At 72.2% G+C, this 25,302-nt stretch carries 27 protein-coding genes; 6 read left to right on the forward strand and 21 right to left on the reverse strand.

Annotation, left to right across the window (positions count from 1 at the left end):
• Nucleotides 1-144: 144 nt before the first annotated feature.
• A complete protein-coding gene (locus E4622_RS06835) occupies nt 145-1,245 on the forward strand; it encodes an endonuclease/exonuclease/phosphatase family protein (protein WP_134739264.1) in 1,101 nt (366 codons plus the stop codon).
• Here E4622_RS06835 and E4622_RS06840 read toward each other — a convergent pair.
• The 9 genes from E4622_RS06840 to E4622_RS06880 are packed head-to-tail and all read right to left on the reverse strand — an operon-like array spanning nt 1,175 to nt 9,297.
• Nucleotides 1,175-2,035: a phosphatase PAP2 family protein gene (locus tag E4622_RS06840; RefSeq protein WP_134739265.1), complete on the reverse strand. Its 861-nt coding sequence runs from the start codon at nt 2,033-2,035 to the stop codon at nt 1,175-1,177. The two genes, E4622_RS06835 and E4622_RS06840, sit on opposite strands and share 71 nt — an antisense overlap.
• Complete coding sequence (locus tag E4622_RS06845; RefSeq protein ID WP_134739266.1) at nt 2,032-2,517, reverse strand: hypothetical protein; 486 nt, start codon at nt 2,515-2,517, stop codon at nt 2,032-2,034. Before E4622_RS06845 ends, E4622_RS06840 begins: the two co-directional genes overlap by 4 nt.
• Nucleotides 2,517-3,671, reverse strand: a complete 1,155-nt coding sequence (locus E4622_RS06850; RefSeq protein WP_167735991.1) for a glycosyltransferase — start codon at nt 3,669-3,671, stop codon at nt 2,517-2,519. Before E4622_RS06850 ends, E4622_RS06845 begins: the two co-directional genes overlap by 1 nt.
• Nucleotides 3,668-5,053, reverse strand: a complete 1,386-nt coding sequence (locus E4622_RS06855; RefSeq protein ID WP_134739268.1) for a cytochrome P450 — start codon at nt 5,051-5,053, stop codon at nt 3,668-3,670. The genes E4622_RS06850 and E4622_RS06855 overlap by 4 nt, the downstream gene beginning before the upstream one ends.
• Complete coding sequence (locus E4622_RS06860) at nt 5,050-5,382, reverse strand: lycopene cyclase domain-containing protein (protein WP_134739269.1); 333 nt, start codon at nt 5,380-5,382, stop codon at nt 5,050-5,052. Before E4622_RS06860 ends, E4622_RS06855 begins: the two co-directional genes overlap by 4 nt.
• Complete coding sequence (locus tag E4622_RS06865) at nt 5,379-5,732, reverse strand: lycopene cyclase domain-containing protein (RefSeq protein ID WP_209021801.1); 354 nt, start codon at nt 5,730-5,732, stop codon at nt 5,379-5,381. Before E4622_RS06865 ends, E4622_RS06860 begins: the two co-directional genes overlap by 4 nt.
• Before the next feature lie 39 nt (nt 5,733-5,771).
• Nucleotides 5,772-7,382: a phytoene desaturase family protein gene (crtI, locus tag E4622_RS06870; protein ID WP_134739270.1), complete on the reverse strand. Its 1,611-nt coding sequence runs from the start codon at nt 7,380-7,382 to the stop codon at nt 5,772-5,774.
• Entirely contained in the window at nt 7,379-8,257 is an 879-nt protein-coding gene (locus tag E4622_RS06875) for a squalene/phytoene synthase family protein (protein WP_134739271.1), read from the reverse strand. Before E4622_RS06875 ends, crtI begins: the two co-directional genes overlap by 4 nt.
• The gene (locus E4622_RS06880) at nt 8,254-9,297 is read right to left on the reverse strand and encodes a polyprenyl synthetase family protein (protein ID WP_134739272.1); all 1,044 of its coding nucleotides are present in this window, start codon (nt 9,295-9,297) and stop codon (nt 8,254-8,256) included. Before E4622_RS06880 ends, E4622_RS06875 begins: the two co-directional genes overlap by 4 nt.
• Before the next feature lie 80 nt (nt 9,298-9,377).
• Here E4622_RS06880 and E4622_RS06885 point away from each other — a divergent pair, with 80 nt between their 5' ends.
• A complete protein-coding gene (locus E4622_RS06885) occupies nt 9,378-10,232 on the forward strand; it encodes a DICT sensory domain-containing protein (RefSeq protein WP_167735992.1) in 855 nt (284 codons plus the stop codon).
• 117 nt (nt 10,233-10,349) lie between these two features.
• Nucleotides 10,350-10,694 (forward strand): hypothetical protein, encoded by a 345-nt coding sequence (locus E4622_RS06890; RefSeq protein ID WP_134739274.1) that lies wholly within the window; start codon nt 10,350-10,352, stop codon nt 10,692-10,694.
• A 152-nt stretch (nt 10,695-10,846) separates the two neighbouring features.
• Here the strand turns inward: E4622_RS06890 and E4622_RS06895 are convergent, their stop codons facing one another.
• The 3 genes from E4622_RS06895 to E4622_RS22675 all read right to left on the reverse strand — a co-directional run bounded on the left by E4622_RS06895 (nt 10,847) and on the right by E4622_RS22675 (nt 13,077).
• A complete protein-coding gene (locus E4622_RS06895) occupies nt 10,847-11,692 on the reverse strand; it encodes a hypothetical protein (protein ID WP_134739275.1) in 846 nt (281 codons plus the stop codon).
• 226 nt (nt 11,693-11,918) lie between these two features.
• Nucleotides 11,919-12,539, reverse strand: coding sequence for a hypothetical protein (locus E4622_RS06900; RefSeq protein WP_134739276.1), 621 nt, complete (start codon nt 12,537-12,539; stop codon nt 11,919-11,921).
• Between the two features lie 367 nt (nt 12,540-12,906).
• Nucleotides 12,907-13,077 carry a hypothetical protein gene (locus tag E4622_RS22675; RefSeq protein ID WP_167735993.1) on the reverse strand — a complete coding sequence of 57 codons (171 nt, stop codon included), beginning with the start codon at nt 13,075-13,077 and terminating at the stop codon, nt 12,907-12,909.
• 334 nt (nt 13,078-13,411) lie between these two features.
• On the opposite strand from E4622_RS22675, the gene E4622_RS06905 reads away from it, so the two are divergent.
• Complete coding sequence (locus tag E4622_RS06905) at nt 13,412-13,792, forward strand: DUF6281 family protein (RefSeq protein ID WP_134739277.1); 381 nt, start codon at nt 13,412-13,414, stop codon at nt 13,790-13,792.
• A gap of 153 nt (nt 13,793-13,945) precedes the next feature.
• Here the strand turns inward: E4622_RS06905 and E4622_RS06910 are convergent, their stop codons facing one another.
• The 5 genes from E4622_RS06910 to E4622_RS06930 all read right to left on the reverse strand — a co-directional run bounded on the left by E4622_RS06910 (nt 13,946) and on the right by E4622_RS06930 (nt 19,677).
• A complete protein-coding gene (locus E4622_RS06910) occupies nt 13,946-14,395 on the reverse strand; it encodes a hypothetical protein (RefSeq protein ID WP_134739278.1) in 450 nt (149 codons plus the stop codon).
• Nucleotides 14,396-14,491: 96 nt separating this feature from the next.
• Nucleotides 14,492-16,615 (reverse strand): BTAD domain-containing putative transcriptional regulator, encoded by a 2,124-nt coding sequence (locus E4622_RS06915; protein ID WP_134739279.1) that lies wholly within the window; start codon nt 16,613-16,615, stop codon nt 14,492-14,494.
• Between the two features lie 52 nt (nt 16,616-16,667).
• A complete protein-coding gene (gene chrA, locus E4622_RS06920) occupies nt 16,668-18,029 on the reverse strand; it encodes a chromate efflux transporter (protein WP_134739280.1) in 1,362 nt (453 codons plus the stop codon).
• 22 nt (nt 18,030-18,051) lie between these two features.
• On the reverse strand, nt 18,052-18,804 hold the full coding sequence (locus tag E4622_RS06925) for a sortase (protein ID WP_245155912.1): 753 nt from the start codon (nt 18,802-18,804) through the stop codon (nt 18,052-18,054).
• 3 nt (nt 18,805-18,807) lie between these two features.
• Nucleotides 18,808-19,677, reverse strand: a complete 870-nt coding sequence (locus tag E4622_RS06930; protein ID WP_134739281.1) for an LLM class F420-dependent oxidoreductase — start codon at nt 19,675-19,677, stop codon at nt 18,808-18,810.
• Nucleotides 19,678-19,752: 75 nt separating this feature from the next.
• Here E4622_RS06930 and E4622_RS06935 point away from each other — a divergent pair, with 75 nt between their 5' ends.
• Nucleotides 19,753-20,439 carry a peptidylprolyl isomerase gene (locus E4622_RS06935; RefSeq protein ID WP_134739282.1) on the forward strand — a complete coding sequence of 229 codons (687 nt, stop codon included), beginning with the start codon at nt 19,753-19,755 and terminating at the stop codon, nt 20,437-20,439.
• A 99-nt stretch (nt 20,440-20,538) separates the two neighbouring features.
• Here E4622_RS06935 and E4622_RS06940 read toward each other — a convergent pair whose 3' ends face one another.
• From E4622_RS06940 to E4622_RS22680, 3 genes are read right to left on the reverse strand one after another with little or no spacing between them, the layout of a single operon-like run.
• Nucleotides 20,539-21,426, reverse strand: coding sequence for an oxidoreductase (locus E4622_RS06940; protein ID WP_134739283.1), 888 nt, complete (start codon nt 21,424-21,426; stop codon nt 20,539-20,541).
• A complete protein-coding gene (locus tag E4622_RS06945) occupies nt 21,426-21,893 on the reverse strand; it encodes an OsmC family protein (RefSeq protein WP_134739284.1) in 468 nt (155 codons plus the stop codon). Before E4622_RS06945 ends, E4622_RS06940 begins: the two co-directional genes overlap by 1 nt.
• A 55-nt stretch (nt 21,894-21,948) precedes the next feature.
• Entirely contained in the window at nt 21,949-22,098 is a 150-nt protein-coding gene (locus tag E4622_RS22680; protein WP_167735994.1) for a hypothetical protein, read from the reverse strand.
• Between the two features lie 183 nt (nt 22,099-22,281).
• Between E4622_RS22680 and E4622_RS06950 the strand changes: the two genes are divergently transcribed.
• On the forward strand, nt 22,282-23,277 hold the full coding sequence (locus tag E4622_RS06950) for an NADP-dependent oxidoreductase (RefSeq protein WP_134739285.1): 996 nt from the start codon (nt 22,282-22,284) through the stop codon (nt 23,275-23,277).
• Between the two features lie 182 nt (nt 23,278-23,459).
• On the opposite strand, the gene E4622_RS06955 is transcribed toward E4622_RS06950, so the two are convergent.
• A complete protein-coding gene (locus E4622_RS06955; protein ID WP_134739286.1) occupies nt 23,460-25,226 on the reverse strand; it encodes a SpoIVB peptidase S55 domain-containing protein in 1,767 nt (588 codons plus the stop codon).
• Nucleotides 25,227-25,302 lie beyond the last annotated feature (76 nt).

The following is a 25,302-nucleotide window of genomic DNA, read 5'->3' on the forward strand; positions in this document are numbered from 1 at the left end:
TCGCCCAGCGGCAGATGTCCCCTCTTCGGCCAGATCCGGAGTCCCGAGACGTGGGCGACCTCGACCTCGCGGAGGAGCCGTCCCCCCCGGCTCGGCCTCGTAGGCTGCGGAGGACAACCTCATCGACGGGACGGAGTGGGCAGCATGGCGGCTGGCGGCGGGCTCAGAAGACGCCTGTCAGGGCGCTCGAGGGTCGTCGCCTACCTCGCCTCGCTCGCGGCGGTCGGCGCGATCTCCGCGGCGGTCGTGGCGCTGGTGGTGCCGTCCGCCTTCGACATCGTCAGGTCCTCCCGCTCCGACCCCGGGACGTCACCGTCAGCCTGCGGCTGCCCTCCGGCCCGCGCAAGCCGCCTGCCGACCGTCGCGCGCCTGGACCGCGTGATGAGCACGCAAGGGCTGGAGCGTGTGCCCACGAGGCTCGGGAAGGGCCCGTCCATCACGGTGGCGTCGTTCAACGTCCTCGGTGCGACGCACACTCGCGGACCCGGCCGACGCAAGGGCTACGCCGTCGCCGAGAAGCGCCTGCCGGCCCAGCTGGACCTGCTGGCCGACAAGGGCGTAGGCGTGGTGGGCCTGCAGGAGCTTCAGTACCCCCAGGTGGCACAGCTGCACGAGCTCACGGGCGGGGAGTGGGGCATCTACCCCGGGACCGAGCTGGGGGACTGGCTCTCGGACAACTCGATCATCTGGCGCACCGCGCAATGGAGGCTGGTGAGGACGGGGACCGTCAAGGTGCCCTACTTCGGACGCAGGATGACGCCGATGCCGCACGTGCTCCTCGAGCACGTCGCGTCGGGCCGCCAGGTCTGGTTCGCCAACTTCCACAACGCCGCCGACGTCGCGGGGGACGCGCGCAGGCTGCGGGCCCGTGCCACCAAGATCGAGATCGCGCTCGTCGCACGCCTCGGTGCCGACGGGACCCCGGTCGTCGTGACCGGCGACATGAACGACCGTGAGGAGTTCGCCTGCCCGTTCGCGGGCGGCACCGGGATGCACTCGGCCGACGGGGCCGTCAACGACGGGTCCGGCTGCGTCCTGCCGCACGACATGGAGATCGACTGGATCTTCGGCACGCGTGACCTCACGTTCTCCGGCCACGCTGCCGACGACAGCACCCAGGACCGCAGGCTCAGCGACCACCCGCTGGTCACCGCGACCGCGACGCTGCCCGGCGTCAGGGACCGCCCCGGCTGCCGGGGGCGACAGTCGAGAGATGGCGTCGCCTGGTACTGCCCCGTCGCCTGAGAGCCCGGCTCGCCGCGACCGCCACGCCCGCCGTGAGCCAGCCGACGACCACGTCGACGACGTAGTGCTCCCCGGTGTAGACGAGCACCAGGGCCATCAGCCCGGCGTAGAGGAGCAGCGCGGTGCGCACCCTGTTGCCCACCGAGGTCCACAGGAAGAGTGCGACGAGCAGCGCGGCCCCGGCATGCAGCGAGGGCATGGCCGCCACCGGGTTGCTCCGTCCTTGGCTGAACTCGGTCAGCCGAGCGATGGGTTCGAGGTTCAGGTAGTGCCAGCCGATGCCGGAGATGCGGTCCACGACGCCGATCCGGTCCTGCTCGGAGGCCCACCAGGGAGGGGCGGCCGGGTAGACGACGTAGCCGGTCACCCCGACGACGGTGAAGGTCAAGATGGCCGCCAGCCACGCACCGAACCGGTCCCGCATCCGGAACCACACGAGGCCGGTGACGAGGGGGATGGCCACGAAGTGGGTGACGTAGATCAGCGCCGCGACGCCGTCGTACCAGTGCGGTGCCCCGTCGACCAGCTGCTGCTGGAGGGACACGGTCGGCACCGCTCCGAAGACGGCCTCGTCGACGCGCGGAGGTCCGGCGACGTGGAGGGGGAAGCCGAGCCGGTTGGTCTCCCCGACGCCGCTCGGATCGGCCAGGGGAGAGCTGATCCACTGGGCGATCGCATAGGCGACGAGGATCCCGCTCAGCGGGGCCCAGGCGATCAGCAGCTGCGCGATGGGGCCATGACGAGACTCCGCGGGTCGCGACGGCGCCCGGTCGCTGTCGACGCTCGTCATCGGCGCAGACGCCCGATCAGCGTCTCGATCCGGAAGCGGTTGTAGCGCTGGATGAGGATGAACGGGAGGTTGACCAGGACTCCGTAGGTGAGGAGCAGGGCGGAGGCGAGCGGGGGGTTCCACAGGACGAAGAGCGGGCCGCAGAGCAGCGCCCACCAGTGCGCCAGCTCGGCGCGGCGGGTCTCTCGGGCGAAGACCCGCAGCCCCTCGGCGTCGTACGTCGGGAGCTGGCGCTTGCTCATCCCGCCCGGGAAGAGGGCACCCGCCTCGGGGAGACGGTCCTTCCAGCGGTGGATCCGGAGCCGGCGTCGGTACCAGCGTCCGCCGTCCTCGAACGCGCGCTGTCGCAGCAGCCAGCCGTCCCGGACCAGCCGGCGCTCGTCCAGCCGGTGGGCGGCGAACCCGGTGAGGCTGTGGAAGGCCCCCCAGGCGACGATGTCGACGGCGATGGTCACCGTCTGCGGCATCAGCAGGCGGAGCATCAGGCGCCGTCCTCCACCGGTCCGTCGTGATCGAGCCGCACCTCGCGCCCCCGCCACCGCACCGAGCGGCCGACGACGGTGTCGGCCAGGGACCGCGCGAAGATCAGGTCGAACGCCAGCAGGGGCACGGGGAACAGCAGCCAGGTCCACCAGCGGAACGAGCCGACCGACCTCAGGACCGACCTCAGCTGCCAGGCCACGACCAGCCAGGCCACGACCCACAGGGCGAGATGGCCGTGCACCATCGGCACGTGCTGCCCGGAGAGGGTCTGGGCCAGGGCCAGCGCGGCGCCGACGGCGACGGCGTGGTGCGCGCCGACCCATGCCACGGCACCGACGGTCGGAGCGGGCGCGGCGGCCGACGCCCCGGAGGCGAAGTTCTTGATCCACCCGTCGGCCAGCTGCCGTAGCCCACCGGGGTAGCTGCGCATCCGCAGCGCCTCGCCGCCCACCAAGCACCTCACGGGCAGGTCGGCGCGGCGGTAGGCCGCCGCCAGTCGTACGTCGTCGAGGATCTCGCTCCTGACGGCGGCGTGCCCGCCCGCGCGCTCGTAGTCGGCCCGGGACGTCAGGAGGCACGGCCCGAAGGCCATCGGGTGGGCTGCGGGCCGACGGCCGAAGACGCCACTGGCCAGCACCGCGACCGCGTTGAAGTACGCCGAGAGCTGCTCGTAGGGGCGAACGACCGCGTGGAAGGGTTGCACCGACACGAGACCGCGGTACCCCTCGTGGACCTCCAGCAGTCCACCCAGGCACTCCGGCGCCAACCTCGTGTCGGCGTCGAGGAACAGCAGGAGGTCGCCGCTCGACGCCTCGGCCCCGACGTGGCAGGCCCAGGCCTTGCCCGTCCAGCCCGGCGGCGGGTCCCCGGCGGGGAGCACGGTGGCGGACGAGGCCCGGGCCACCGCGGCGGTCGCGTCCCGGGAGGCGTCGTCGACCACGACGACCTCGCGGACACCGACGCTCAGGGCGCGCAGGGACTCCAGCAGCCCGGGCAGGGTGGCCTCCTCGTCGCGGGCCGGGATGACGACCGAGACCGAGGCGGCCCGGTCGCGATGCGGTCCGGCAGCGGGGAGCGTGCGGAGGTCGCGCAGGAGCCAGGCGGCTCCGGCCACGGCCGCCAGCAGCAGGACGGCGACGACCAGGTCGGTCACGACCCGGTCCGGCCCAGCCGGGTCACGACCAGGGGCATGCCGCCGTGGGGGTGGACCGCGACCTTCGCCTCCGCTCGGGGCCGTGACCAGCCGTCCGGCACGTCGACCTGGTAGGTCGTGAGCAGCCGGCTGAGCACGACGACCATCTCGCCGAGCGCGAACTCGCGGCCGATGCACAGGCGCGGTCCCTGTCCGAACGGCAGGTAGCCCGGCGGTGTCCCGGTCGCGCCGAGGAAGCGGTCGGGGCGGAACGTCAGGGGATCGGGCCAGGACTCGCTGCGTCGGTGGACCAGCCAGGGGCTGATGATCGCCAGGGTGCCCGCGGGGACGGGATGCCCCGCGATGACGTCCTCGCCGCGCGAGCGTCGGGACAGGGCCCAGGCCGGTGGGAAGAGGCGCAGCGACTCGTCCACGACGGCCCGCGTCCACGGCAGCGTCTCGCGGTGCCCCATCAGCGACACCGGGCCGCCGTGCTGCGTCAGCTCGGCGCGCAGCCGGTCCTGGACGGCCTGGTCCTCGGCGAGCAGCATCAGGGTCCAGGCCAGCGCCGCGGCCACGGTCTCGTGCCCGGCGATGACCATGGTGACCAGCTCGTGCCTGATCTCGGCGTCGCTCATCCCGCTGTCCAGCAGCAGACCGAGGAGGTCGTCGCCGTGCGATCCGCCGGCCGCCGGACGCCCCCCTCTGCGCTGCGCGACCAGGTCGGCCGAGATCGCGTCCAGGCGACGGTAGGTCGAACGCAGCCGCAGGTTCGTCGGCGTCGGTGCCCACGCTGCCGTCTGCAGGACCGAGCGTCCGAGGCGGTAGACCAGGGTCGCCGCGTCGCTGGTCGCGTCCAGCAGGCGCTGGGCGTGGCCGGACAGGTCGGTGGAGAACAGGGCCCGTCCGACGGCGTCCAGACCGATGCGGTGCGTGAGCGCGGCGACGTCCACGAGCGCTCCGCCCGCGGCGACGTCGCCACCGAGCCGCTCCGCGATGGCCGCGTCGGCCGCCGCCCGGACCTGGTCGGCCACCGCCTCGAGCCGCTGGTGGTGGAACGCCGGTGCGGCGACGCGTCGGTGCTCGATCCAGTTGGGCTCGGAGGAGGCCAGCAGTCCGGGGCCGGTCACCCGGGAGAGCGCGGCGTACTGGATCGTCTGCTTGCCCCAGTTGCGGGCCGAGGTCTGCAGGACGTGGCGCACGTCGACCGGGTCGTTCAGCAGCAGGGCCGGCGCACCGGGGACCGGGAACGCCACCAGGTCGCCGTACTGCTCGGTCACGGCGGAGAGGAAGGAGAGCGGGTCGGCACGGATCGACCGCAGCTCCCGGGCCATGTCCAGCGGGGTCGGGCCGGGCACCCCGATGTCCAGCGGCTTGCTCGCCCAGGACCGGGTCGCGCTCACGCCTCTCCCTCCTGGGTGCGCCGTCCGAGCCGGACCCAGGTCACGCACGACGTCAGCACGAGGGCGAAGCCGAAGGCGAGGTCCTCGACGGGCGCGTAGACCAGGCGTCCGTCCCCGACGAAGGTGACGCGCTCGCTGCCGATGATCTCGGCGGCGTGGTAGCGGACGATGCCCCGGCCGGTGAGCCAGCCGTTGGTCAACAGCTGGAAGAACACGATGATGCCGTAGGCCGCCCACCAGCTCCTGGTGCTGGTCAGGCGGGTGCCGACCAGCCGGTCCAGGGCGAGGGCCGCCAGCACCGCCACCACGGCGATGGCGGTGTAGCTCATGTCGGCTCCTTGCGCCCACGCCGTGGGGGCACGCGGTCGCGTGAGGCGGTGGCCCCCACGGCCTCGTAGGTCAGCACCGCGACCAGGGGGATGACGACGAAGAAGCCGATCTCCTCGAGCGGGAGGTCGGCGACCCTCCACGGCAGCGTCTGGGCCGCGTCGAAGGTCCAGTGGTCCGAGGCGGTCGCGTAGAGGTCCCAGACGAGGAACGGAGTGCCGGCCAGGAGGATGGTCAGCAGCAGCCGCCCGGGCTGGCGCAGCACGTCGAGCCGGAACACCGCGACGAGCGGCAGGGTGCCCGCGAGGCAGAAGGCCAGCATGGCAACGTACGACCAGTGCGGCAGGCTCATCGTGGGCTCACTCCGGCCGCCGGCCGAGCGAGGCGACGGTCATCGCGCCACCGGCACGGCGGAGCGGTCGTCGGTGAGCCGCTTGAGGACCAGCTCGGCGCTGATCAGGCACATGGGCAGCCCCACGCCGGGGACGGTGCTGGCTCCGGCGTAGAGGAGCCCGTCGACCTTGGCGGAGGTGTTGCTCGGGCGGAAGAACGCGCTCTGACGCAGGGTGTGCTCCAGGCCGAGCGCCCCGCCCTGCCAGGCGTTGTAGCGCCGGGCGAAGTCCTCGGGTCCGACGGTGTGCCGCACCCGGATCCGGTCGCGCAGGTCCGGGATCCCGGCCCACGCCGCCACCTGGTCGATCGCGGCGTCCGCGGCCCGCTCCACCAGCGGCGAGCCGGCCCCGTCGTCGCCTCCGGAGCCGATCGAGACGTCGGCCGGCACCGGGACCAGCACGAAGAGGTTCTCCGAGCCCTCGGGGGCGACGCTCGGGTCGGTCTCGGAGGGCTTGCAGACGTAGACCGACGCCGGGTCCGGCACCCGGGCCTCGGGGCCGAAGATGTCGCCGAAGTTCTGCAACCAGTCGGAGGTGAAGAACAGGGAGTGGTGGGGCAGCTGCGGCAGCCGGCCCTCCACCCCGAGCATCGCGAGCACCGCGCCGGTCCCGGGGGTGCGCCGCGCCCACGTCCGCTCGGGGTGGGTCTGCAGCGCCGGGGGGAGCAGGGTCGTCTCGACGTGGTGAAGGTCCGCGGCGCCCACGACGATGTCGGCGGCGAACGTGTGGGGCTTCCCGTCCACCGACGCCTCGACGCCGGCCACCCGCGCCCGGCCTGCCTTGGCGCTCTCGTGGGTAAGGATGGCGGTGACCGGCGTGGCGGTGTGCAGCCGCACTCCGTGGCGCTGGGCGAGCGCGGCGATGGCGTCGATGAGGTGCGTGAAACCACCCTGCGGGTAGAGCACCTGGTCGCCGAGGTCGAGCCGGCTCATCAGGTGGTACATGCTCGGTGCCCGGCTGGGGGAGGAGCCGAGGAACACCGCGGGATAGCCCAGCACCTGGCGGAGCCGGTTGTCGGAGAACCGCGCCGCGACGTGGCTCTCGAGGGACCGGGTCAGCAGCCGGCCCAGTCGGGGGATCCGGCGGACCACCTCGGGGTGCAGCAGCGTCGACGGGGCGGCGAAGTTGTTGTAGAGGAAGCGGCGCAGCGCGACGTCGTAGGTGTCCTCCGCGGAACGGAGATAGGCGTCGAACCGGTCCCCGGCGCCCGGCTCCAGCGACTCGAAGAGCGCGCGGTTGTGCTCGCGGTCGGGGCGGATGTCGACCGGCTCGGTGTGCCCCTCGAAGAAGACGCGGTAGCTCGGGTCGAGCACGGTGAGGTCCAGCTCCGCCTCGACGGAGGTGCCGAGCAGGGAGAAGAAGTGCTCGAAGACCTCGGGCATGAGGTACCACGACGCGCCGGTGTCGAAGCGGAAGCCGTCCCGCTCGATGCTGCCGACCCGACCGCCGAGGTCGTCGTTCTGCTCGAGGAGGTCGACGCTGTAGCCGCGCGACGCCAGCAGGGCGGCGGTGGCCAGGCCGGCGATGCCGCCCCCGATCACGACGACCCGACCGGAGCCGGACGAGGCGGGGGAGGAGTCCACACCCGCGTCGTCGAGCACGGAGCTCATGCTCGCCTGCCGTAGAGCGCTCCGGCCATGACCCTGATCTTAACGGGGTCGGGAACGCGGACCCGGGTGAGCCGGATCCGGTCCGCCGGCGTGGCCTGGAGCCGGGAGGCGAGCTCGGCGAACGTGGCGTGCGCGACCCTGACGGCCCGGCGGCTGCCGGGCGGCAGGTCGGGGATCACCGCGTCGGCCGCGGCCAGGTCGGCGTCGATGTCGTCGAGGATCCGGTCACGGTCGGCGTCGTCGAACCGGTCGACGTCGAGCCCCGGGAAGTAGCACCGGTGCAGGGTGTCGTGGTCCTCGGCGAGGTCGCGCAGGAAGTTGAGCTTCTGGAACGCGGCGCCGAGACGCTGCGCACCGGGGGCGAGCCGTGCGTAGGCCCGGTCGCGCTCCGGCTCCTCGGCCAGGAAGATCCGCAGGCACATCAGCCCGACCACCTCGGCCGAACCGTAGACGTATCGCTCGAAGCTCTCGGCGGTGTGCACCGTGGTGTCCAGATCCATGCGCATCGACGCGAAGAACGGGTCGACGAGGTCCGAGCCGATCCCGCACGCGATCGCCGTCCTGGCGAAGGCGTGCACGGTCAGGTTGGCGCTGTAGCCGGTGCGCAGCGACTGGTGCACGTCCTCCTGGAGCGCGGTGAGCATCAGGTCGCGAGAGTCCCGCCGCAGGCCCGGGTCGGGGTTGTCGACGATCTCGTCGGCCACCCGGACGAGCGCGTAGGCGTTGCGGACGTGGGTCCGGACCGGCGGGGCAAGCAGCAGAGACGCCAGCCCGAAGGAGCTGGAGTAGCGACGGATGACCAGCGCCGCGCTCTTCTCGGAGACCGAGTCGTAGAGGGTGTGGCCGGCGCGGCGACGTACGAGGAAGGGGCTCACGCCGCCACCTCCTTGCGGCGGGCGAGCCCCGGGAGGCAGGCGCTCAGGGCCGGGACGATGGCCGAGGGGATGCCCAGGTCCTCGACGACCTTCCGTGCCTCGGCGAGGTAGGTGTCGACGAGCGCCTCGACGAACCCGCGAGACCCGCAGGAGGTGAGGAGCCGTTTCGCTTCGAGGAACTCCTCGTCGGTGAGGTCACGGCCGACGTAGGAGCGGATCTCGGGCCACTCGGGGGCGGTGGTCGCGTGGATCAGGAGCGGTGTCTGCTTGCTGGTGCGCAGGTCGCCGGTGGCGCTCTTGCCGGTCTGCGCGGGATCGCCGAACACGCCGATGAGGTCGTCGACGAGCTGGAAGGCGACGCCGAGCATGCGCCCGGCCCTGCCCAGCCGGTCCACCGTGTGCTCGTCGGCGCCGGCGAGCACCGCCCCGGCCTGGAGGGGGAGGGCGAAGGAGTAGGCGCTCGTCTTCTGCTCCTCCATCGCCAGGCTGTCGCGCAGCGACGCGGACCCCGGGTGGAGCGCGAGCGTCACGTCGGCGAGCTCTCCCGCCGCCGTCGTGTGGAGCGCGGCGTCGAAGAGGTCGAGCAGTCGGCCCACGACCTCGGTGGCGGCGCCGCACGTGGCGACCGCCCGGATCGCGGCGGCCAGGGCGAGGTCACCCGCGAGGATGCCCGCGGCCAGACCGAGCTCGTCGGCCCCCTCGGGCGAGGCCCCGGCCTCTCGTGCCTGCGCGCTGAACGTCCCGCTCACGTTGAGCCGGCCGCGACGCACCTGGTCGCCGTCGATGACGTCGTCGTGGATGACGAACGCCGTGTGCAGCAGCTCCACGGCCGCCCCGACCTGCGCCGCCGCCGCCCCGCAGGTGCCGCCGAGGGCCTCGTGGGCCGCGCCCACCAAGGCGGGGCGGAACCTCTTGCCGCCCTGGGTGGCCTCCACCACGCACTCCCAGAGACGTGCGTGGGCGGGGTCGACCTGGGCCGCGCGCGCCCGGCCGTCCGTCAGCAGTCGGTGCAGCGCATCATCGGTGCTTCCTGATGTCACGTCTGTCTCCTGGTGCCGGGGCGTGGGGGAGGGTTGTGCAAGACTCGGAGTCTAAACTACGCAACCTGAAGAGGTTAGTCATGGAGCGCTCAGCCCAGGGGCACCTGCTGACGATCAGCGACCTCTCCGAGCGCACGGGCGTGCCGGCGGGCACGCTGCGCAGCTGGGAGTCGCGCTACGGCTTCCCACGCCCGGTCCGGATGGCCGGGGGACACCGCCGCTACGCCGCCTCCGACGTGGTCGCCGTCCAGGAGGTGCTCCGCCACCGCGACGCCGGGCAGATGCTGGGCGCCGCGATCCGGCGGGTGAGCGCCGAGTCGCTCCAGTCGCGGTCGATCTTCGCCGAGCTGCGCCGCTCGCACCCCGGCCTCACGGCCCAGGCGCTCTCGAAGTCCAGCGTCCTGGCGCTCAGCCGGGCCATCGAGGACGAGTGCTGCGCGCGGGCGCAGTCGCCGGTGATCTTCGGGGGATTCCAGCGCGACCGGTTCCTGCGCGCGTCCCGAGCGCGCTGGGTCGAGCTGGCGCGTACCGCCGAGGCCGCCGTCATGTTCGCCAACCTCGCGGAGCCCGGAGACCTGGAGCCTGGTCAGCCGATCGAGGTGGCGCTCCCGCGCGAGGCACCACTGAACCGTGAGTGGGTCGTCGTGTGCGACGCCCCCGACCTGCCGGCCTGCCTGGCGGCGGTCGAGCGACCCGGACAGCTGGACGTCGCCGACGACGACCGCCGCTTCGACGCCGTGTGGACCGTGGACCCTCGAATGGTCCGCGACGCGAGCCGCGTGGCAGCGGCCCTCGCCGACGAGTACCGGCCCGGCTGGCGCAGCTCTCACCACCTCGCCGTCCTCCACGAGGAACCGCCCGCCGCCTCCGCCGACCTGCGACGGGCCTCCGACCTCATGAACCGGACCCTGGGGTACCTCGACGCTGCGCATTGAGGTTCGGTACCCCTTCTGGCCCTCCTCACCGAACTGGCAGGCACGGGAGTTGATCAGGCGGGAGTAGCCAGGGGGAGGGCGGCGGCAGTGAGCGCGTTCGCTGGCAAACTGAGACACGTGGGCTGGAAGACGTACGACGCGATGAGCCGGATCGAGAAGAAGATGTATTGGGCTGTTCGCGAGGAGACGATGCTTCAGGAGCTGCCCTGGCCTGAAATCGACGATCCCCGTAGTCCACGTGAGGTCCGCTGGCCCGCAGAGGATCCCGACGACTGCGCCACCGTCCTCCTCGGTTGGTTCGACGCCGGACTGATCACTGTCATGACGACGGGCGGCCACGACTACCTGGGATCGTCCGAAGCGCGCGCACTTCTGACGGGACCAGCAGGATGGAGCCCGTCGCATTCGCTCGTACTCACCGACCGCGGCGAGGAGCTGCTCGAACATGCTGGCCTCGCTTGAGGTGCGTCTCGTCTCCCCGCCGGTGACGCGTGCGATCCTCGTGGCATGGACCTTGCCACTTCGAAGAGAGTCCTCGGCTCGTAGGTCCTCTGATGGGGGACTACCGGTTCGTGGCTGGCGTGCTTGAGACCGAGTTCTCTCGCCATGGCTGATCACGCATCCGCCGCTGGCGCTAAGACCACTCCGTCCTCACGAGCGGCAGCGAGGGAGAAGTAGACGCGTATCTCGTCCGCCCCGTAGAGCGTGACGACCGTTGTCCGCGTGTCGTTCCCGATCAGTTGAATGGCAGTCAGGCTGAGCTGTGATTCCTCTGCCTCAGTGACCTTGTTGCCGTGACGGTCGTAGCCGGGCCCTGCATGGATCACCGCCCATCCCAGCCTCACCTCGGCCAGCACTCCCGGGCCGAGCTCGAGCCAGCGACTTGACACGTCCCGAATCGCCGATCCCTCGGCCCGGACCGATTCCGGGACGAGTGAGCCGGGCCTTACGTTGAGCCCTTCGTTGAGGTTGAACTGTTCCCAGACGATCGACCACGTCTCGCCGTTGTCTAGATCGAGTTCGAGTCCGTAGTCGAGCTCGTCGCGGCTCGGTCCGCGCCAGCCCTCCTTGCCGCCTTCGTAGTCGATCTCGACATAGCGGCATCCTGTGATCGCACGGCCGATGAACCGATTGAGCGTGGTCTGGACGGCGCCCTTCTGCGTGTCACCTTTGACCCAGGCCGTCCACATGTAGGGCCGGGTCTGCTTCAAGAGTCGCAGGGCGCGGTGGCGAACAGGCTGCGGCAGGCTTCGGTCGTGGCCCGCGTCGTCCAGGATGAACTCCAAGCCGGCGGTTGGGGCTCCGGCGTCGAGCCACTCCAAAGCTAGGTCTGCCCAATAGCGCCCAGATCGAAGCGCAAACCGAATGAGTTCCTGCGGCTCATATGGGCGAGCGACTCCGGAATCGAAGGGACGTTCCAGATCGGTGAGGTACTTGGTCAACTCCGGCGGTTCGCTCATGAGGTCATCCTCTGGTCGCGTGCGGCCGCCATGCCAGGAGGCGGCAGCGTCTTTCGATGGTCTGGGCGGTCAGTCTCGGGCCAGCGGGAGTAGTTGCCTCTAGTTCTACTCCCGTTCTTTGAGTGCCGATAACTGACATTATGTCAGGTAGTATATCGTTCCTCCTGCCCACGGGTCACCCGACGGGTCTTCGTCGGCAGACCCCCCGTCCCCCACCCGGGAGCAATCAGCGGACAGTCCTCACGGCCAGCTTGGCCAGCTTGACGGTCTTCTTCCTGCTCGGCCACGGGCCGTTGTAGGAGCTGATCGCCACGAGGATGACGAACTTGCCCCGGCGCACCAGCACCGTCTGGCTGGCGTAGGTCTGGCCGGGGAACGCGGCGGTGGAGGTGTAGCCCCGGCCCTCATCGCCGAACGCGACCTTGAACTTCTTGGTCCTGATCTTGTAGTCACCGCGACCGGGCCTCGTGCACTTCATGGTCTTCATGGTGCGCCTCAGGTAGCGCGCGGCGCTCGCGGCGCTGGCGAACTTCGCACCCACGAGGCCCAGGGACGGCGGGTAGGGCGTCCCGGGCGGGATGGGCTTGGGAGCGGGCGAGTATGCCACCGCCGTCTTGGTGGCTCCCTTGATCGTCTTGCCGGACTTGCAGTTCTTGCGGACCTGGCGGACCTTGTCGGTCGCTTCGAACGCGGAGCCACCGGCGAGGTAGGGAAAGATCTTGGCGACCTTGTCGAACGAGGGCACCGCTACGCCCTTGCCGGCCACGGCAGGGGTGCTGAGGGCAGGCAAGATCAGAGCGGAGACCGCGAGGACGACGAGCGCGCGGGACATGAGGCGACGAGACATGGGACGCAGGGTTCCTTTCGGGACGAAAGTGCCTTCCAGACGATGGGATCTGGCACACCCCTGACGCGCCAACGCCGTCAAAGGTTGCCTCCCCCGGCATCGTCGCTTCATGTCGCCGGCGTCGCGCGCACGAGCGCTGACATCAAGAGCTCGTCGGTGGCGGTCGTCTCTGCCCGGCGACTGGCGCGGAACCTACCGTCGCCTTCCGCGGCATGCTGGCCGGACTGCGCCCGCGGATGCTGTGGTTTGGTCACCAACCGCATGTCTCAGCGCCTCGATCGTGCGGTTTGTGACCAAACCGCACGACACAACGTGACGGGCGCACCCAGCCGTCCCGACCAGAACCTAAGCCTGACGACGGTCGGGCTCAGTCGTCGAGAGGCGCGGGCGCCGTGGCCCGGCGCTGGTGGTAGGCCGTGCTGATGACCGTCATGCTGGCAACCAGAGCGCCCAAGAAGATCCCACGCCAGTCGAGCGCGAGGAAGCCCAACGCGACGAGGACCAGGCCTGCGTAGTAGCCGAGGGGAACGGTGGACACCCCGCGAGTATCGGGCACGGCGGGAGTCCCTCGCAGGGGTTCGAGGGCTGTGGACCGGGGCGACGCAGGTGCCGACGCCGGCGACGCGTCGCATCTGCGAGCTAGGAGCCGGCCTGCACGGCGAAGACAAGGAGGACGAACCAGGCCCCGACCAGCAGCAGCGCTGCGTAGAGCGCCCAACGCAGAGCGCGCCAGGACCTGGTCAACCAGTCATCGTCGACGTGTGCCACTGGCCAGCCGCCGGGAGGCTCCTCCATGGCCGCACGGTACCTCCCCACTCTCCAGAAGCCGGTTCACGAGCGCGCCGAACATGCGGGGTGGTTGGCTCTGCGGCATGAGCCGGCGGTCCTGCGTTGCCATGGGGTTGGTCCTCGTCGGGGTCATCGCTGGGCTGCAGGGATGCTCTGATGGCGATGATGGCGGTGACTGCCACGTGCGACTCGCCTTCGAGGGCGAGCGGTACGCCGTCAACACGGACCTCGTCGCGCCTGTGCCCGTCGGCGTGAGTGTCGGCACCGCTGACGAGGTGTCCTGCGACGGCACCGACGACGTTCTCGGACACGTCGACGTGCACGGGATCGAGGGGGTGGCGACGAGTACCGCCCTCGCGGTCGTCGAGGCGGGCGAGACGCAGGAGGTCACGGTGTACCTGCGTGTCGGCCTGCCGCGAGACGCGACTCCCCCGGGTTGGCCGTCGACGACTCCGAGCGGCTGATCCGTGCGGTTTGGTCACAAACCACATGTTTTCGGGGCTGGGACGTGCGGTTGGTGACCAAACCGCGGGGGTGACGACGACCCGCCGGCCGCAGTCGAGCAGCGGCGGGGCGAGGGTGGAGGGGGCAGCGGCGACGCCCGCCCGCCGCGGGACTCAGGGCGCGACGCGGCCGCAGGTGACGTCCACGATCAGGGTGTCGTTGGCGCCGGTGTTGTTGCTGCCGAAGGCCATGCCGATCGTGCCGGCCGTGTTCAGCAGCGTCTGCGGGCCCGCGAAGCTCAGCTGCCAGTGGGACGCGACGCCGAGGACCATCGAGCCGGCGGCACACGCGGCGGCGATCTGACCGTTGTCGCCGGGCGCGACGACGGCCTGCTTGGTGATGCGCTGGAAGGCGCCGACGCGCTGCAGTTTCCGCGTGGCGGTGGGGCTCAGGTCGGCCGGCTTGACCGTCTTGTTCTTCACGTCGGCGGAGGTGACGGTGCCGTCCTTGATCTGGGCGCCGGTGATCATGGAGCCGGCGACGGCCCCTCCGGAGCCGGCGAGCAGGACGGCGCCGCACAGGAGCAGGGCGGCGGGCGTGGAGCGGACGAGCTGGGACTTCATGGCGACTCGCTTCTGCTGGGGGTCGGTCCGACCCGGGCTGACTGACCCGTGCAGTGTCGGGCGGCGCCCTTCGAGAAGCCTTCGGGAAACCTTCGCTCAGGCGGAGCGGTCGTCCAGGAGCTCGGCCAGCTCCGCGGGGGCGGCGTCGATCTCCTCCATGCGGGTCACGTAGGTGCGGTAGCAACGACGGGCCTCGCCGTGTCGGCGGGTGAGGTGCAGCGACCGGACGAGCGCGTGGTGGGCGGGCTCGTCGTAGGGGTCGTCCGCCACGAGCCCCACCAGCCACGGGACGGCCCGTTGGTGCTCGCCCCGGCTCGCGAGCTCGGCGGCCAGCTGACGACGTACGTCGAGGGCGAGGGCGAGCAGCTCCTCGCGGGCCTCGACGCTCCAGTCGGCGTAGGGGTCGTCCTCGAGGAAGTGGCCGGTGTACATGGCGGCCGCGCGCTCCAGCTCCTCGACGGCGCCCTGTCCCCCACCAGCCCGCTCCCCCGTGCGGATCGCCCGCAGCGCGGCGCGCGCGGTGTCCTGGAACGTCACCGCGTCGATCTCGACCGCCCCGACGTCGAGCCGGACCGACTGACGGTCGGCGGCGAGGTAGTGGTCGGAGGGCAGCCGCTTGTCGGGGTCGAGCACCGCGCGCAGCGTGGACAGGACGACCGAGAGCCGGTTGCCGGTGTTGGCGGTCTCGGGCCACAGGTGCTCGCACAGGGCGTCGCGGGAGATGGGTCTTCCCCGGCGACCGACCAGGATCTTGAGCGCGTCGCGCGACTTGCGTGACTGCCACTCGGAGGCCGGCACCGGCTCACCGCTGCGGTGGACGGCGAAGGAGCCCAGCGCGCAGATCGTCACCCCCGCCGGCTCGGTGGAGCCGATCGCCTGGAGGGCTCCGGCGATGCGCGTGGCCCCGTCCCGTACGCCGAGCGCACGCAGCCGGCGACGGGCGGACTGCTCCGCGACGTGGTCGCCGGTGGCGCGGCCCCTCAGCACCCCGTTGGTGGCGAGGCCGATGACGTGCCCCGTCTCGGTCCACAGGGTCGCGGCCTCGTCGACCAGGTCGAGGCGGTGCGGCATCGGGGCCAGCATCGACTGGAGCTCGAGGGCCTCGGCCAGGCCCCGCGCGTCGTGGCGGCGTCCGGCCTCGCGCGAGGCCTGGCGCGCGTGCTCGCCGGCGCGCTCGGGCTGGCCGGACATGAGCGCCACCCACCCGGCGGCGAGCAGCGCCGTGACCTGTCCGAGGGCTGCAGGCTGGTCCAGGGCCCGCTTGATGACGCCCTTGGCCTCCTCGAGGTCCTCCCCCACCGTCGCCCGGGCGAGTCCCGCGAGCGCCGGCACCAGGACCTGCGCGTCGCCCGTGCGCTCGGCGAAGCCGATCGCCTCGCGGTAGGCCGCGGCCGCCTGGCTGGCGTTGCCGCGGGCGGCGTTGGCGTCCCCGGACCCGAGCACGGCGTAGCCCAGCAGCGGCGACAGCTCGTCGCGCGTCAGGTCGCGCGCCTGCTCCAGCTCGGCGAGCGCCTCCTCGACCCGGCCGAGCCCGAGGAGGGACTCGGCGCGGTTGATGCACGTCAGGGCGCGTACGGCGGACGGTACGTCGTGCAGCCAGAGCGCGACGGCCTCGTCGAGGTGCACCAGCGCCGAGGCGTAGCGGCCCTCCTCGTTCTCGAGGGAGCCCAGGTTGTTGTGGACGCGCACCTGCGTGAGGACGTCGTCGGCTCGGACCGCGGCCTGCAGCGCCTTGTCGTAGGCGTGGCGGTTGGCGTGGCGGTCGCCCTCGAGGGCGCTGACCAGCGCCTGGGCCACCCACGCCGAGCCCAGGGCGCTGTCATCACCTGAGGCGGTGGCGCTCTCCAGGGCCAGGTCGGCGCTGACGCGGCTCGCGGCAGCGTCCCCGCGGGCCCACCTCGTCGACGCCTCCGCGGCGTGCAGCTGGGCCAGGTCGGCGAGCGCGGTGCGGTCGGGGTCGCGGTCGGCGCGGGCGTAGCAGTCCAGGGCCTCGTCGAAGCGTCCCCGCTGGTGCAGGGCGTAGCCGAGCCGCCAGGCCACCTCGGGCGGGAGCGCTCCCCCGTCGGGCGACACGACCCGCGCCGCGTCGCGCAGCAGTGCGAGGTCGCCGGCGCGCAGCAGCTCGGCGGAGTGGGCCGCGAAGGCGGCCACGACGGCGTCCGGCTCCCCCGCGGCGACCGCGGCCGACAGCGCGGCCGACCCGGCTCCCGGAAGCTGCATACGGCCAAGTTAGTACGCCGGTCCCACGATCGTGGCCGGTTCCGGCCATCGGTCACAGCCGTCCGGTGGCCACGCTCCACACCAGACCTGCCGCCGTGCACACCGCGAGGGTGGGCAGCACCGACCATCTCCGGCCGATCACGAGCGCGCAGGCCAGCGCCGTGATCGCCACCGCGGACCACTCCAGCGAGTCCAGGACGGGCAGGTCCAGGAACAGCGGGCCCGAGGTCTCGCGCCGTGTCTGCGCGAACAGGGTGTGGACCGCGAAGTAGGACGCCAGGCTGGCGATCACCCCCACCACCGCGGAGGTGATGCCGGTGAGCGCGGAGGCGAGGGCGCGGTTGCCGCGCAGCCGCTCGACGTACGGCGCGCCCAGCAGGATGAACAGGAAGCACGGCACGAAGGTCACCCAGGTCGTGAGCAGCGCGGCCAGCGTCGCCGCCACCCACGGGTCGAGGCTGCCGGGGTCGCGGTAGGCGCCGACGAAGGCCACGAACTGCACGACCATGATCAGCGGGCCCGGCGTGGTCTCCGCGAGCGCCAGGCCCTTGACCATCTCGCCGGGCGCCAGCCACCCGTAGACCGAGACCGCCTGCTGGGCGACGTAGGCCAGCACGGCGTAGGCACCGCCGAAGGTGACGACCGCGGCGCCGGAGAAGAACAGTCCCTGGTCGACGTAGACGCTGTCGCGCCCGGCGAGCAGCCCCGCGACGAGCACGGGCAGCAGCCACAGCGGCAGCCCGACGGCGAGGACGAGAGCCGCCCTGCGACCCGAGGGTCGCTCGTGGTGGAGGGCGTCGTCGCTGACCAGGGGGGCGGGCCCGCCGTCCGCAGGGGCGGGCCGCGGCGCGCCGATCTCGGGCACCGTGCGCCCCAGCGCCCACCCCGCGAGCGCGCCGACCAGGACGACCAGCGGGAACGGCACGCCGAAGACCGTCAGCGCCACGAACGCCACCACGGCCACCGCCACGAGGGCGGGGTGGGTCAGGCCCTTCGTGCCGAGGCGCACCACGGCCTGCAGCACGATCGCGATGACCGCCGGGGCCAGGCCGAGGAAGACGGCCTCCACGACCGAGGTGTCGCCGTAGCCGACGTAGACCGCCGACAGCGCGAGCAGGGCGACCACCCCCGGGAGCACGAACAGCACGCCCGCGACCAGGGCCCCGCGCACGCCGTTGAGGAGCCAGCCGACGTACGTCGCCAGCTGCTGGGCCTCGGGGCCGGGCAGCAGGGTGCAGTAGGACAGCGCGAACAGGAAGCGCTGCTGGCCGATCCAGCGGCGCTCCTCGACGAGGGTGCGCTGCATGACCGCGATCTGGCCGGCCGGGCCACCGAAGGTCTGCAGGGAGATGAGGAACCACGCGCGGGTGGCCTCGCGCAGAGGCACGACATCGCGGGGGCGGGCCTCGGACATGGGCGAGACGCTAGCGGGCGCCTCAGGCCGCCGGTCGGGTGTCCACCAGCACGCCGATCTTGTCGATGCGGTGCTCGGGGTTGTCGAACTCGTCGGCCCAGTAGTTGCCCTCCGCGTGGTCCTCGGCGGTGGCACACGTGGAGAGCGTGATCATCGCCCGCGTCGGGGCGACGCCTGGCCTGCCGGGCACCGCCGCCCGCTGCTCGCGCAGCGACCGCGGGGAGCGGAACGACGTCTCGCGGGTCGCGACGATGCGGTAGACGTACTCCACGCCGCCGGCGCTCACCACCACCCGGTCGCCGCGGCGCAGCTCCGGCAGCCGCTCGAAGGCGCGGGTGGAGGAGGTCCGGTGGGCGGTGACCTGGTAGTTGCCGATGCCGCCCGGCCCCACTCCCCCGCGCGGCCCCGACGGGCTCGCGGCGCGACCGCCGTTCTGGATCTCCGTGCCAGGCGCGTCGTCGGTGAACCCGCGGTAGGACACGACGCGGAGGTCGCGCAGGCCCAGCTCGGCGATGGTGAGCGCCGCGTCGCGCGGGCGGCCGTCGCTGACCTGGTACGCCGGCGGGACGGTGATCGGGGAGGAGCTCGGCGTGGACGTCGGGGTCGGTGTGCCGGTGGGGGTGGGCGTGGACGAGGGGGTGCGGCTCTGACCGGTCGGCCCCGGCCCGGGCCCGCGAGGCCTGCGGTCCTCGGAGGACGATGCGTCGGCGCACGCGGCCAGCAGCGACGCCGCGATCAGCAGGCCGCTAGCGCGGGCGAGCGTCCGCTGCCGCACGACTCACACGTCGGCGAGGCGGGGCAGCACCCGCTCGCAGGCCTCGGTGGTCCAGGCGACCGGGTCGTCCCCGCCGGGCACCAGCGTGACGAGCTCGATGCCGAGGGCGGCGTACTCGGCCATGCTCGTCAGGAACGCGTCGGTGTCGGCGAGCGGGTCGCCCATGGCGATCATCGTCTTCTCGATCGTGTCGTAGTCGCGGCCGAGGTCGTCGCAATGGCGCCTCAGGACGTCGAGCTTGTGACCCACGACCTCGGGCGACTCCCCGAAGAGGTTGCAGGCGTCGGCGTACTGCGCGACCAGGCGCAGCGTCTTGCGCTCCCCCGAGCCGCCGATCAGCACGGGGACGCCGGAGGGCCGCACCGGTGGCGGGACGCAGTAGGTCTCGGCGAGGCGGTAGTGGGAGCCGTCGTAGGGGCCGTCGTCGTCGCTCCACATCTGGCGGCACACCTGCAGCGTCTCCTCGAGGCGCTCGAAGCGCTCGGCGGTGGACGGGAACGGGACGCCGAGGCCGGCGTGCTCGCGGTCGTACCAGGCGGCGCCGATCCCGAGCACGGCGCGGCCGCGCGAGAGCCGGTCGACGGTGGTGACCGTCTTGGCCAGCAGGCCGGGGTGACGGTAGGTGACGCCGGTGACGAGCAGGCTGAGCCGGACCCGCTCGGTGACCGCGGCGAGGTAGCCCAGCGTCGTGTAGCCCTCGAGCATCGGCTCGGAGGGGCCTCCGAGGTCCTCCATCTGGAACCAGTGGTCCATCACCGTGAGCAGGGAGACCCCGCCCTGGTCGGCGACGCGCGCCGTCTCGGTGAGGCGCTCCTCGAGGCGGTCGGACCACTGCGGATGGCTGAAGCTCGCGTAGTGCACTCCCAGCTGCATGCCCCCAACCTAGGTCGGACCGCCCAACCGCGGGGTCCCGATGCCGCTGCCGGGGCCTCCCCTACGATCGTGCCCATGCTCAAGCGACCCCTGGCCGCGCTCGCCGCCGCCGTCCTCGTGCTCGGTCTCGCCGGCTGCAGCGACGACGAGTCCTCCACCGCCAAGGACCCGTCGTCGGCCTCGACGTCGAAGCAGCCGTCGGACCCCGACGGGGCGCCCTGCACCTACGTCGAGCAGCCCTCGGACGACGCCCCCGAGCCGCCGCCCGACACGGCGGCGTACACCGGCGAGGTCGCGGCCACGGTCTCGCTCTCGGCCGGCGATCTGGCGGTCACCCTCGACGCCGACGCCGCGCCGTGCACGGTCAACTCGTTCACGTCGCTGGCCGCCCAGGGCTACTTCGACGACGTCGACTGCCACCGGCTCTCGCAGGCCCCCGAGGTGCAGGTGCTGCAGTGCGGCGACCCGACGGGCACCGGCAGCGGCGGCCCGGGCTACAGCTTCGCCGACGAGCTGACCGGGTCCGAGACCTACGACGCCGGCACGCTCGCGATGGCCAACGCGGGTCCGGACACCAACGGCTCGCAGTTCTTCTTCGTCTACGGCACGTGGCAGCTGCCCTCGGACTACACCGTCTTCGGCCACGTCGACGCGGCCGGCGTCGAGGTGCTCGCCGGGATCGCCGCCAAGGGCGTCACCGGCGGTGCCGTCGACGGCCCGCCCGCGGAGCCGGTCACCATCGAGGGCATCACCGTCGGGTAGTCGCTGGACGGCTCGGCGGGCTCGGACCCCCTGCGGTTTGGTCACCAACCGCACGTTCTGGGTTCTCAGACCTGCGGTCTGTGACCAAACCGCAGGGGTTCAGCCCAGCGGGAAGGTCACGCCGCTGAGCGACTCCGAGGCCGCCCAGAGGGCCTGGGCGAGGTCGGGGTCGGTGGCGCTGCGGCTGCGGCCGACGCTGACCGGCCAGCCGTTCATCTCGCGAAGGCGGTGCGGGCCGACGTAGGTGTTGCCGGGCACGTCCATGGTGGCGGCGTAGAGCGTCGGGAGGGCGCCCTTCCAGGCCGGCATGCCGACGAGACCGTGGCCCCAGGACCCCACCCAGGTCGTGAGGCGGTTGCCGGTGTTGGCGGTGATCGCGGTCGCGGTGGAGCCGGGGTGCCCGCCCGTCACCCGCAGCGTCGAGCCGACCGCGGTCAGGCGGCGCTGCAGCTCGGCGAGGAAGAGCATGTTGGCCAGCTTGGACTGCGCGTAGGCGGCGTACGGCGCATAGCCGCGGCGCTCCCAGCGCAGGTCGTCGAGGTCGAGGACCCCGGAGCGGTGCGACTGGGAGCTCACCACCACGACCCGGTCGCGCAGGCGCGGCAGGAGCAGGTTGGCGAGGGCGAAGTGGCCGAGGTGGTTGGTCGCGAGATGGAGCTCGACGCCGTCGGGGCTCAGGCCGTAGGGCACGCCCAGCACGCCGGCGTTGTTGACCAGCACGTCGACGTCGCCGATCTCGCCTGCGAAGGCACGCACCGAGGAGAGGTCGGCGACGTCGAGGAGGCGCACCTCGACCTCGCCGCGGATCCGACCTGCGGCGGCCTCGCCCCTGGCCCGGTCGCGGACGGCGAGGACCACGTGGGCCCCGCGCTCGGCCAGCGCCTTGGCGGTCTCGAAGCCGATGCCGCTGTTGGCGCCCGTCACGATGAAGCGCCGGCCGTCCTGGCGCGGCACCTCGGTCCAGGGACCGACCTTCGGTGCGCTCATCAGGGCGCGGGCTGCGGAGGCTCGGCGACGGTGTAGTCCACCGGCGTCCCGAGCTCCACGGTGCGCGAGACGGTGCAGATCCGCTCGTGCGTCTGCTGCACCGCTCGCGGAAGGAACGCCCGCGCGGCGTCGCCCGCCTCCCCCTCGGGGAAGGTGACGTCGAAGGTCACCTTGATCCCGGTGAGGTGCTGCCCGCCGTCGTCGCGGACCTTGTGGCCCTCGGCGGTCATGTCGAAGGAGAGCGGCTCGGCCCGCCGGCTCGTGAGCTCGTCGACCGTGACGGCCGCGCACCCGGCCAGCGCGGCGAGGAGAAGCTCGACCGGGGTGAAGTCGGGGTCGTCTCCCCCGCTGCCGATCGGCACCAGCCCACCACGCGCGTTGGTGGCCTTGTAGCGGCCGTCCCCGATGCGGGTCAGGTCGATCCCTCGCCAGGTGTCGGGGCGGTCCTCAGGAGTCGGCTGCGTCATGGGCACAGACTGCCAGAACGCCGAGCGTCCTGGGCGTCGCCTCAGGGGGCGGGCGTCAGCGCCGGCGGCCGGCGCGCGCGGCGCTGCGACGCGCGCGGCGCGCGTCCAGCAGAGCGAGCTCCACGTTGCGCAGCAGGGCGCGGTCCTGGTCCGAGTGGCTCCGTCCCTTGACGATTCCGGTGGCCAGGTGAAGCTCCATGGGCATGCTGGTTCATCCTCTCGACCCGGACCCCCGGGTCGTGCTCGGTAACTGGTAGTGCCGCTGAGGCGACCCTTACAGCCTAGTGACCGTCGAGACCGGCGACGGCATCCACGACGACGTGATCTCGACCACCGCTCGCGGCCGCTGTCCGCACCGGCGAAACCAGGCACTGGCAGGATCGAACCCATGGCGACCACCCGCGAGATCCATCTGTCCGCCCGCCCCTCCGGCCTGCCCGGCCACGAGCACTTCAGCACCGTCGACGTCGACCTGCCGGCCCTTGGCGAGGACGAGGTGCTGGTGCGCAACACCTTCCTGTCGGTGGACCCCTACATGCGGGGCCGCATGAACGACGTGAAGTCCTACACCCCGCCCTTCGCGCTGGACGCCCCGCTCGAGGGCGGCGCCGTCGGTGTCGTGGAGGACTCGACCTCCGACCGGCTCCAGGTCGGCGACACGGTGCTGCACATGGCCGGCTGGCGCGAGCACGCCGTGGTGCCGGCGCGACACGCGCGCCGCCTGGACACCGCGCAGGTGCCGGCCTCGGCCTACCTGGGAGTCCTCGGCATGCCCGGGCTGACGGCGTACGTCGGTCTCACCCGGGTCGCGCAGATGAAGGAGGGCGACACCGTCTTCGTGTCCGGCGCGGCCGGCGCGGTCGGCTCGGTGGCGGGGCAGATCGCCCGCCGCCTGGGCGCGGCGAGGGTCATCGGGTCCGCCGGGTCGGCCGAGAAGGTCGCGTGGCTGGTCGACGAGCTGGGCTTCGACGCGGCGTTCGACTACCACGACGGGCCGGTCGCCAAGCAGCTCGCGCCGCACGGCCCGGTCGACGTCTACTTCGACAACGTGGGGGGCGAGCACCTCGAGGGCGCGATCTTCCACATGGCCGACTTCGGCCGGATCGCCGCCTGCGGGGCGATCGCGGGCTACAACGCCGAGGCGCCGGAGCCGGGGCCGCGCAACCTGATGATGGTGGTGGCGAAGCGGCTCACCCTCCGGGGCTTCATCGTCAGCGATCACCAGGAGGCGGCGTCGGACTTCTACCGCGACGCCGGGGCCTGGCTGGCCGCCGGCAAGCTGGTCCACCGCGAGACGTTCGTCGACGGCCTGGACTCCATGATCGACGGCTTCCGAGGCCTCTACTCCGGCGACAACGTCGGCAAGATGCTGGTCCGGCTGTAGCCGACCCGTCCGCAATCCGGTCTGCGGTTTGGTCACCAACCGCAAGTACCGGCCGGTAGAACCTGCGGTTGGTGACCAAACCGCAAGGGTCCGGACCCAGCGGCCCCAAGCCGGCGCACGACATCCGGACGCACAGGTGGGCCGGGAGCAGCGCTCCCGGCCCACCTGTCAGACGAGCGGGGTCAGCGGACGACCACGCGGACGGTGCGCTGGCCCTTGACCACCTGGTCGACGGGGCCGAGCACGTGGGTGCGCTCGAGGTTGATGCGGCGTCCCTGGAAGGTCACCGAGGCGCGCAGCTCGTCGTTGCGGACGAGCTCCTTCACGGCCTTGACGATGTCGGCGAGGGTGAGCTCCGCCTCCTCCTCGTAGAACTCCTCCTCCTCCGCGTAGTCCTCGCCGCCGTAGTAGCCCGAGGACCCGCCGCTCATCGACAGGTAGCCACGCGTGCTCTTGGCCCGCTTGGGCACCTTGAAGCTGGTCGGCACGAGCTTCTGCCCGGTGGGGCTGGTGAGGACCGTGCGCAGTCGCAGCGTGCCGCCGGCCCTGACCTGCGCCGGGTTCTTGCGGTTCAGCGACACCCACTTGCCCGCGCGGAGCTGCTGCACCGCGGCCACCCGGTACGTCGACGTGCTGGACGTGACGACGCCGTCGGCCGTGATCGAGTCGATGGTGACGCCCGGCAGGTCGCTGAGCGCGTAGACCACGTCGGGCAGGGTCATCGACGCCTCGAACGTGAGGTCGCTGCGCGAGGTGATGCGGTCGCTGTGGGCGAGGGTGAACGCCTTGCCGGTGGCGTCGGTGCCCTTGATGCTCCACGTCTGGGTCTCGGTGCCGCCCGAGTTGCCGTCGACGACGCGGTCGTGGTTGCCCACCAGCTGGTAGAAGGTCATCTCGGCCGCAGCGGTCGGGACGCTCACCTGGGTGCTGCCCGTGCGGGAACGGCTGCCCATCGTGAGGTTGGACGTGACGGTCGTCGTGTCGGGCAGCTCGTCGAAGCTGCCGGTGATGCCGGTCAGGCGGTCGTCGGTGATGGTCCCCGCGGGCGCGGAGATGTTGGCGACCTTGAACGGCGAGCCGAGGGAGTCGGGCTGCACGTAGAGCGCCTCGGCGGGGTGCATCGACATGGTCGCCGGGCCGGTGAAGGCCATCGGGTGACCGAAGGCCACCACCCGGCCGTCGCACACCGTGGTCGCGGTGCCGATGCCGCCGGCCGTGACGTCGCCGTAGGCGAGCGTGGCCGCGATGTTGCCACCGGCGACGATGTCGGTCGGGACGGCGACCGAGCTGGCCCGGCCGACGGCGTAGGCGCCCTTGGTGACGTAGGGACGGGACTTCGCGGCGGCCAGCCGGCGCGCGCTGACCCCGGAGACCCCCAGCGGCATGGGCAGCTGGCGAGCACCCTGGGCGGCGTCACGCGCACTGACGTCGCTGGCCTTGGCGATGTGCTGCGCCATGGAGCGGCCGATGTCGACGCGGCGCGGTGCCCGCGCGGCGGTGGCGAGGTAGTCGTCCATGTCCTCGATCGGGGTGATGCCCGCGATCGGCGAGGGACCGTAGGACAGGCCGTAGGCGACCGCACCGATGAGGCGACCGTCGCCGGAGTCGTAGACCGGCGAGCCCGACATGCCCTGCCAGATGCCGCCGGCAGCCTGGATGGCGGGCGAGTCCAGCTCCATGATGATCATGTCGACGCCGGCGGCGATGCCGTCGTCGAGGACACCGATGACGTCACCGGTGAAGGGCTCCGGCGTGACGCCCGAGTCGACGGTCAGGCCCTCGACGGTCTGACCGGCGGTCACCTCGGCGAGCGGGAAGGCGGGGGTGCAGTCGCCGGCCGGCGGCGCGGAGCCGGCCGGTGACGAGGTGAGGGCCGTGGTGCCGGCCAGCAGGCCGACGGAGGAGGCGAGCGCGACGAGCGCACGCCGGCGGGCGAGGGGACGAGACATGTGGGGGACCTTCCTCCCGAGAACGGCGTGCGCGGTCGCTCGCCTGTCCATACGACGCCCCAGCATGCCGTCTGGT

It is taken from the genome of Nocardioides sp. 503 (assembly GCF_004522095.1).
GTDB lineage: Bacteria > Actinomycetota > Actinomycetes > Propionibacteriales > Nocardioidaceae > Nocardioides.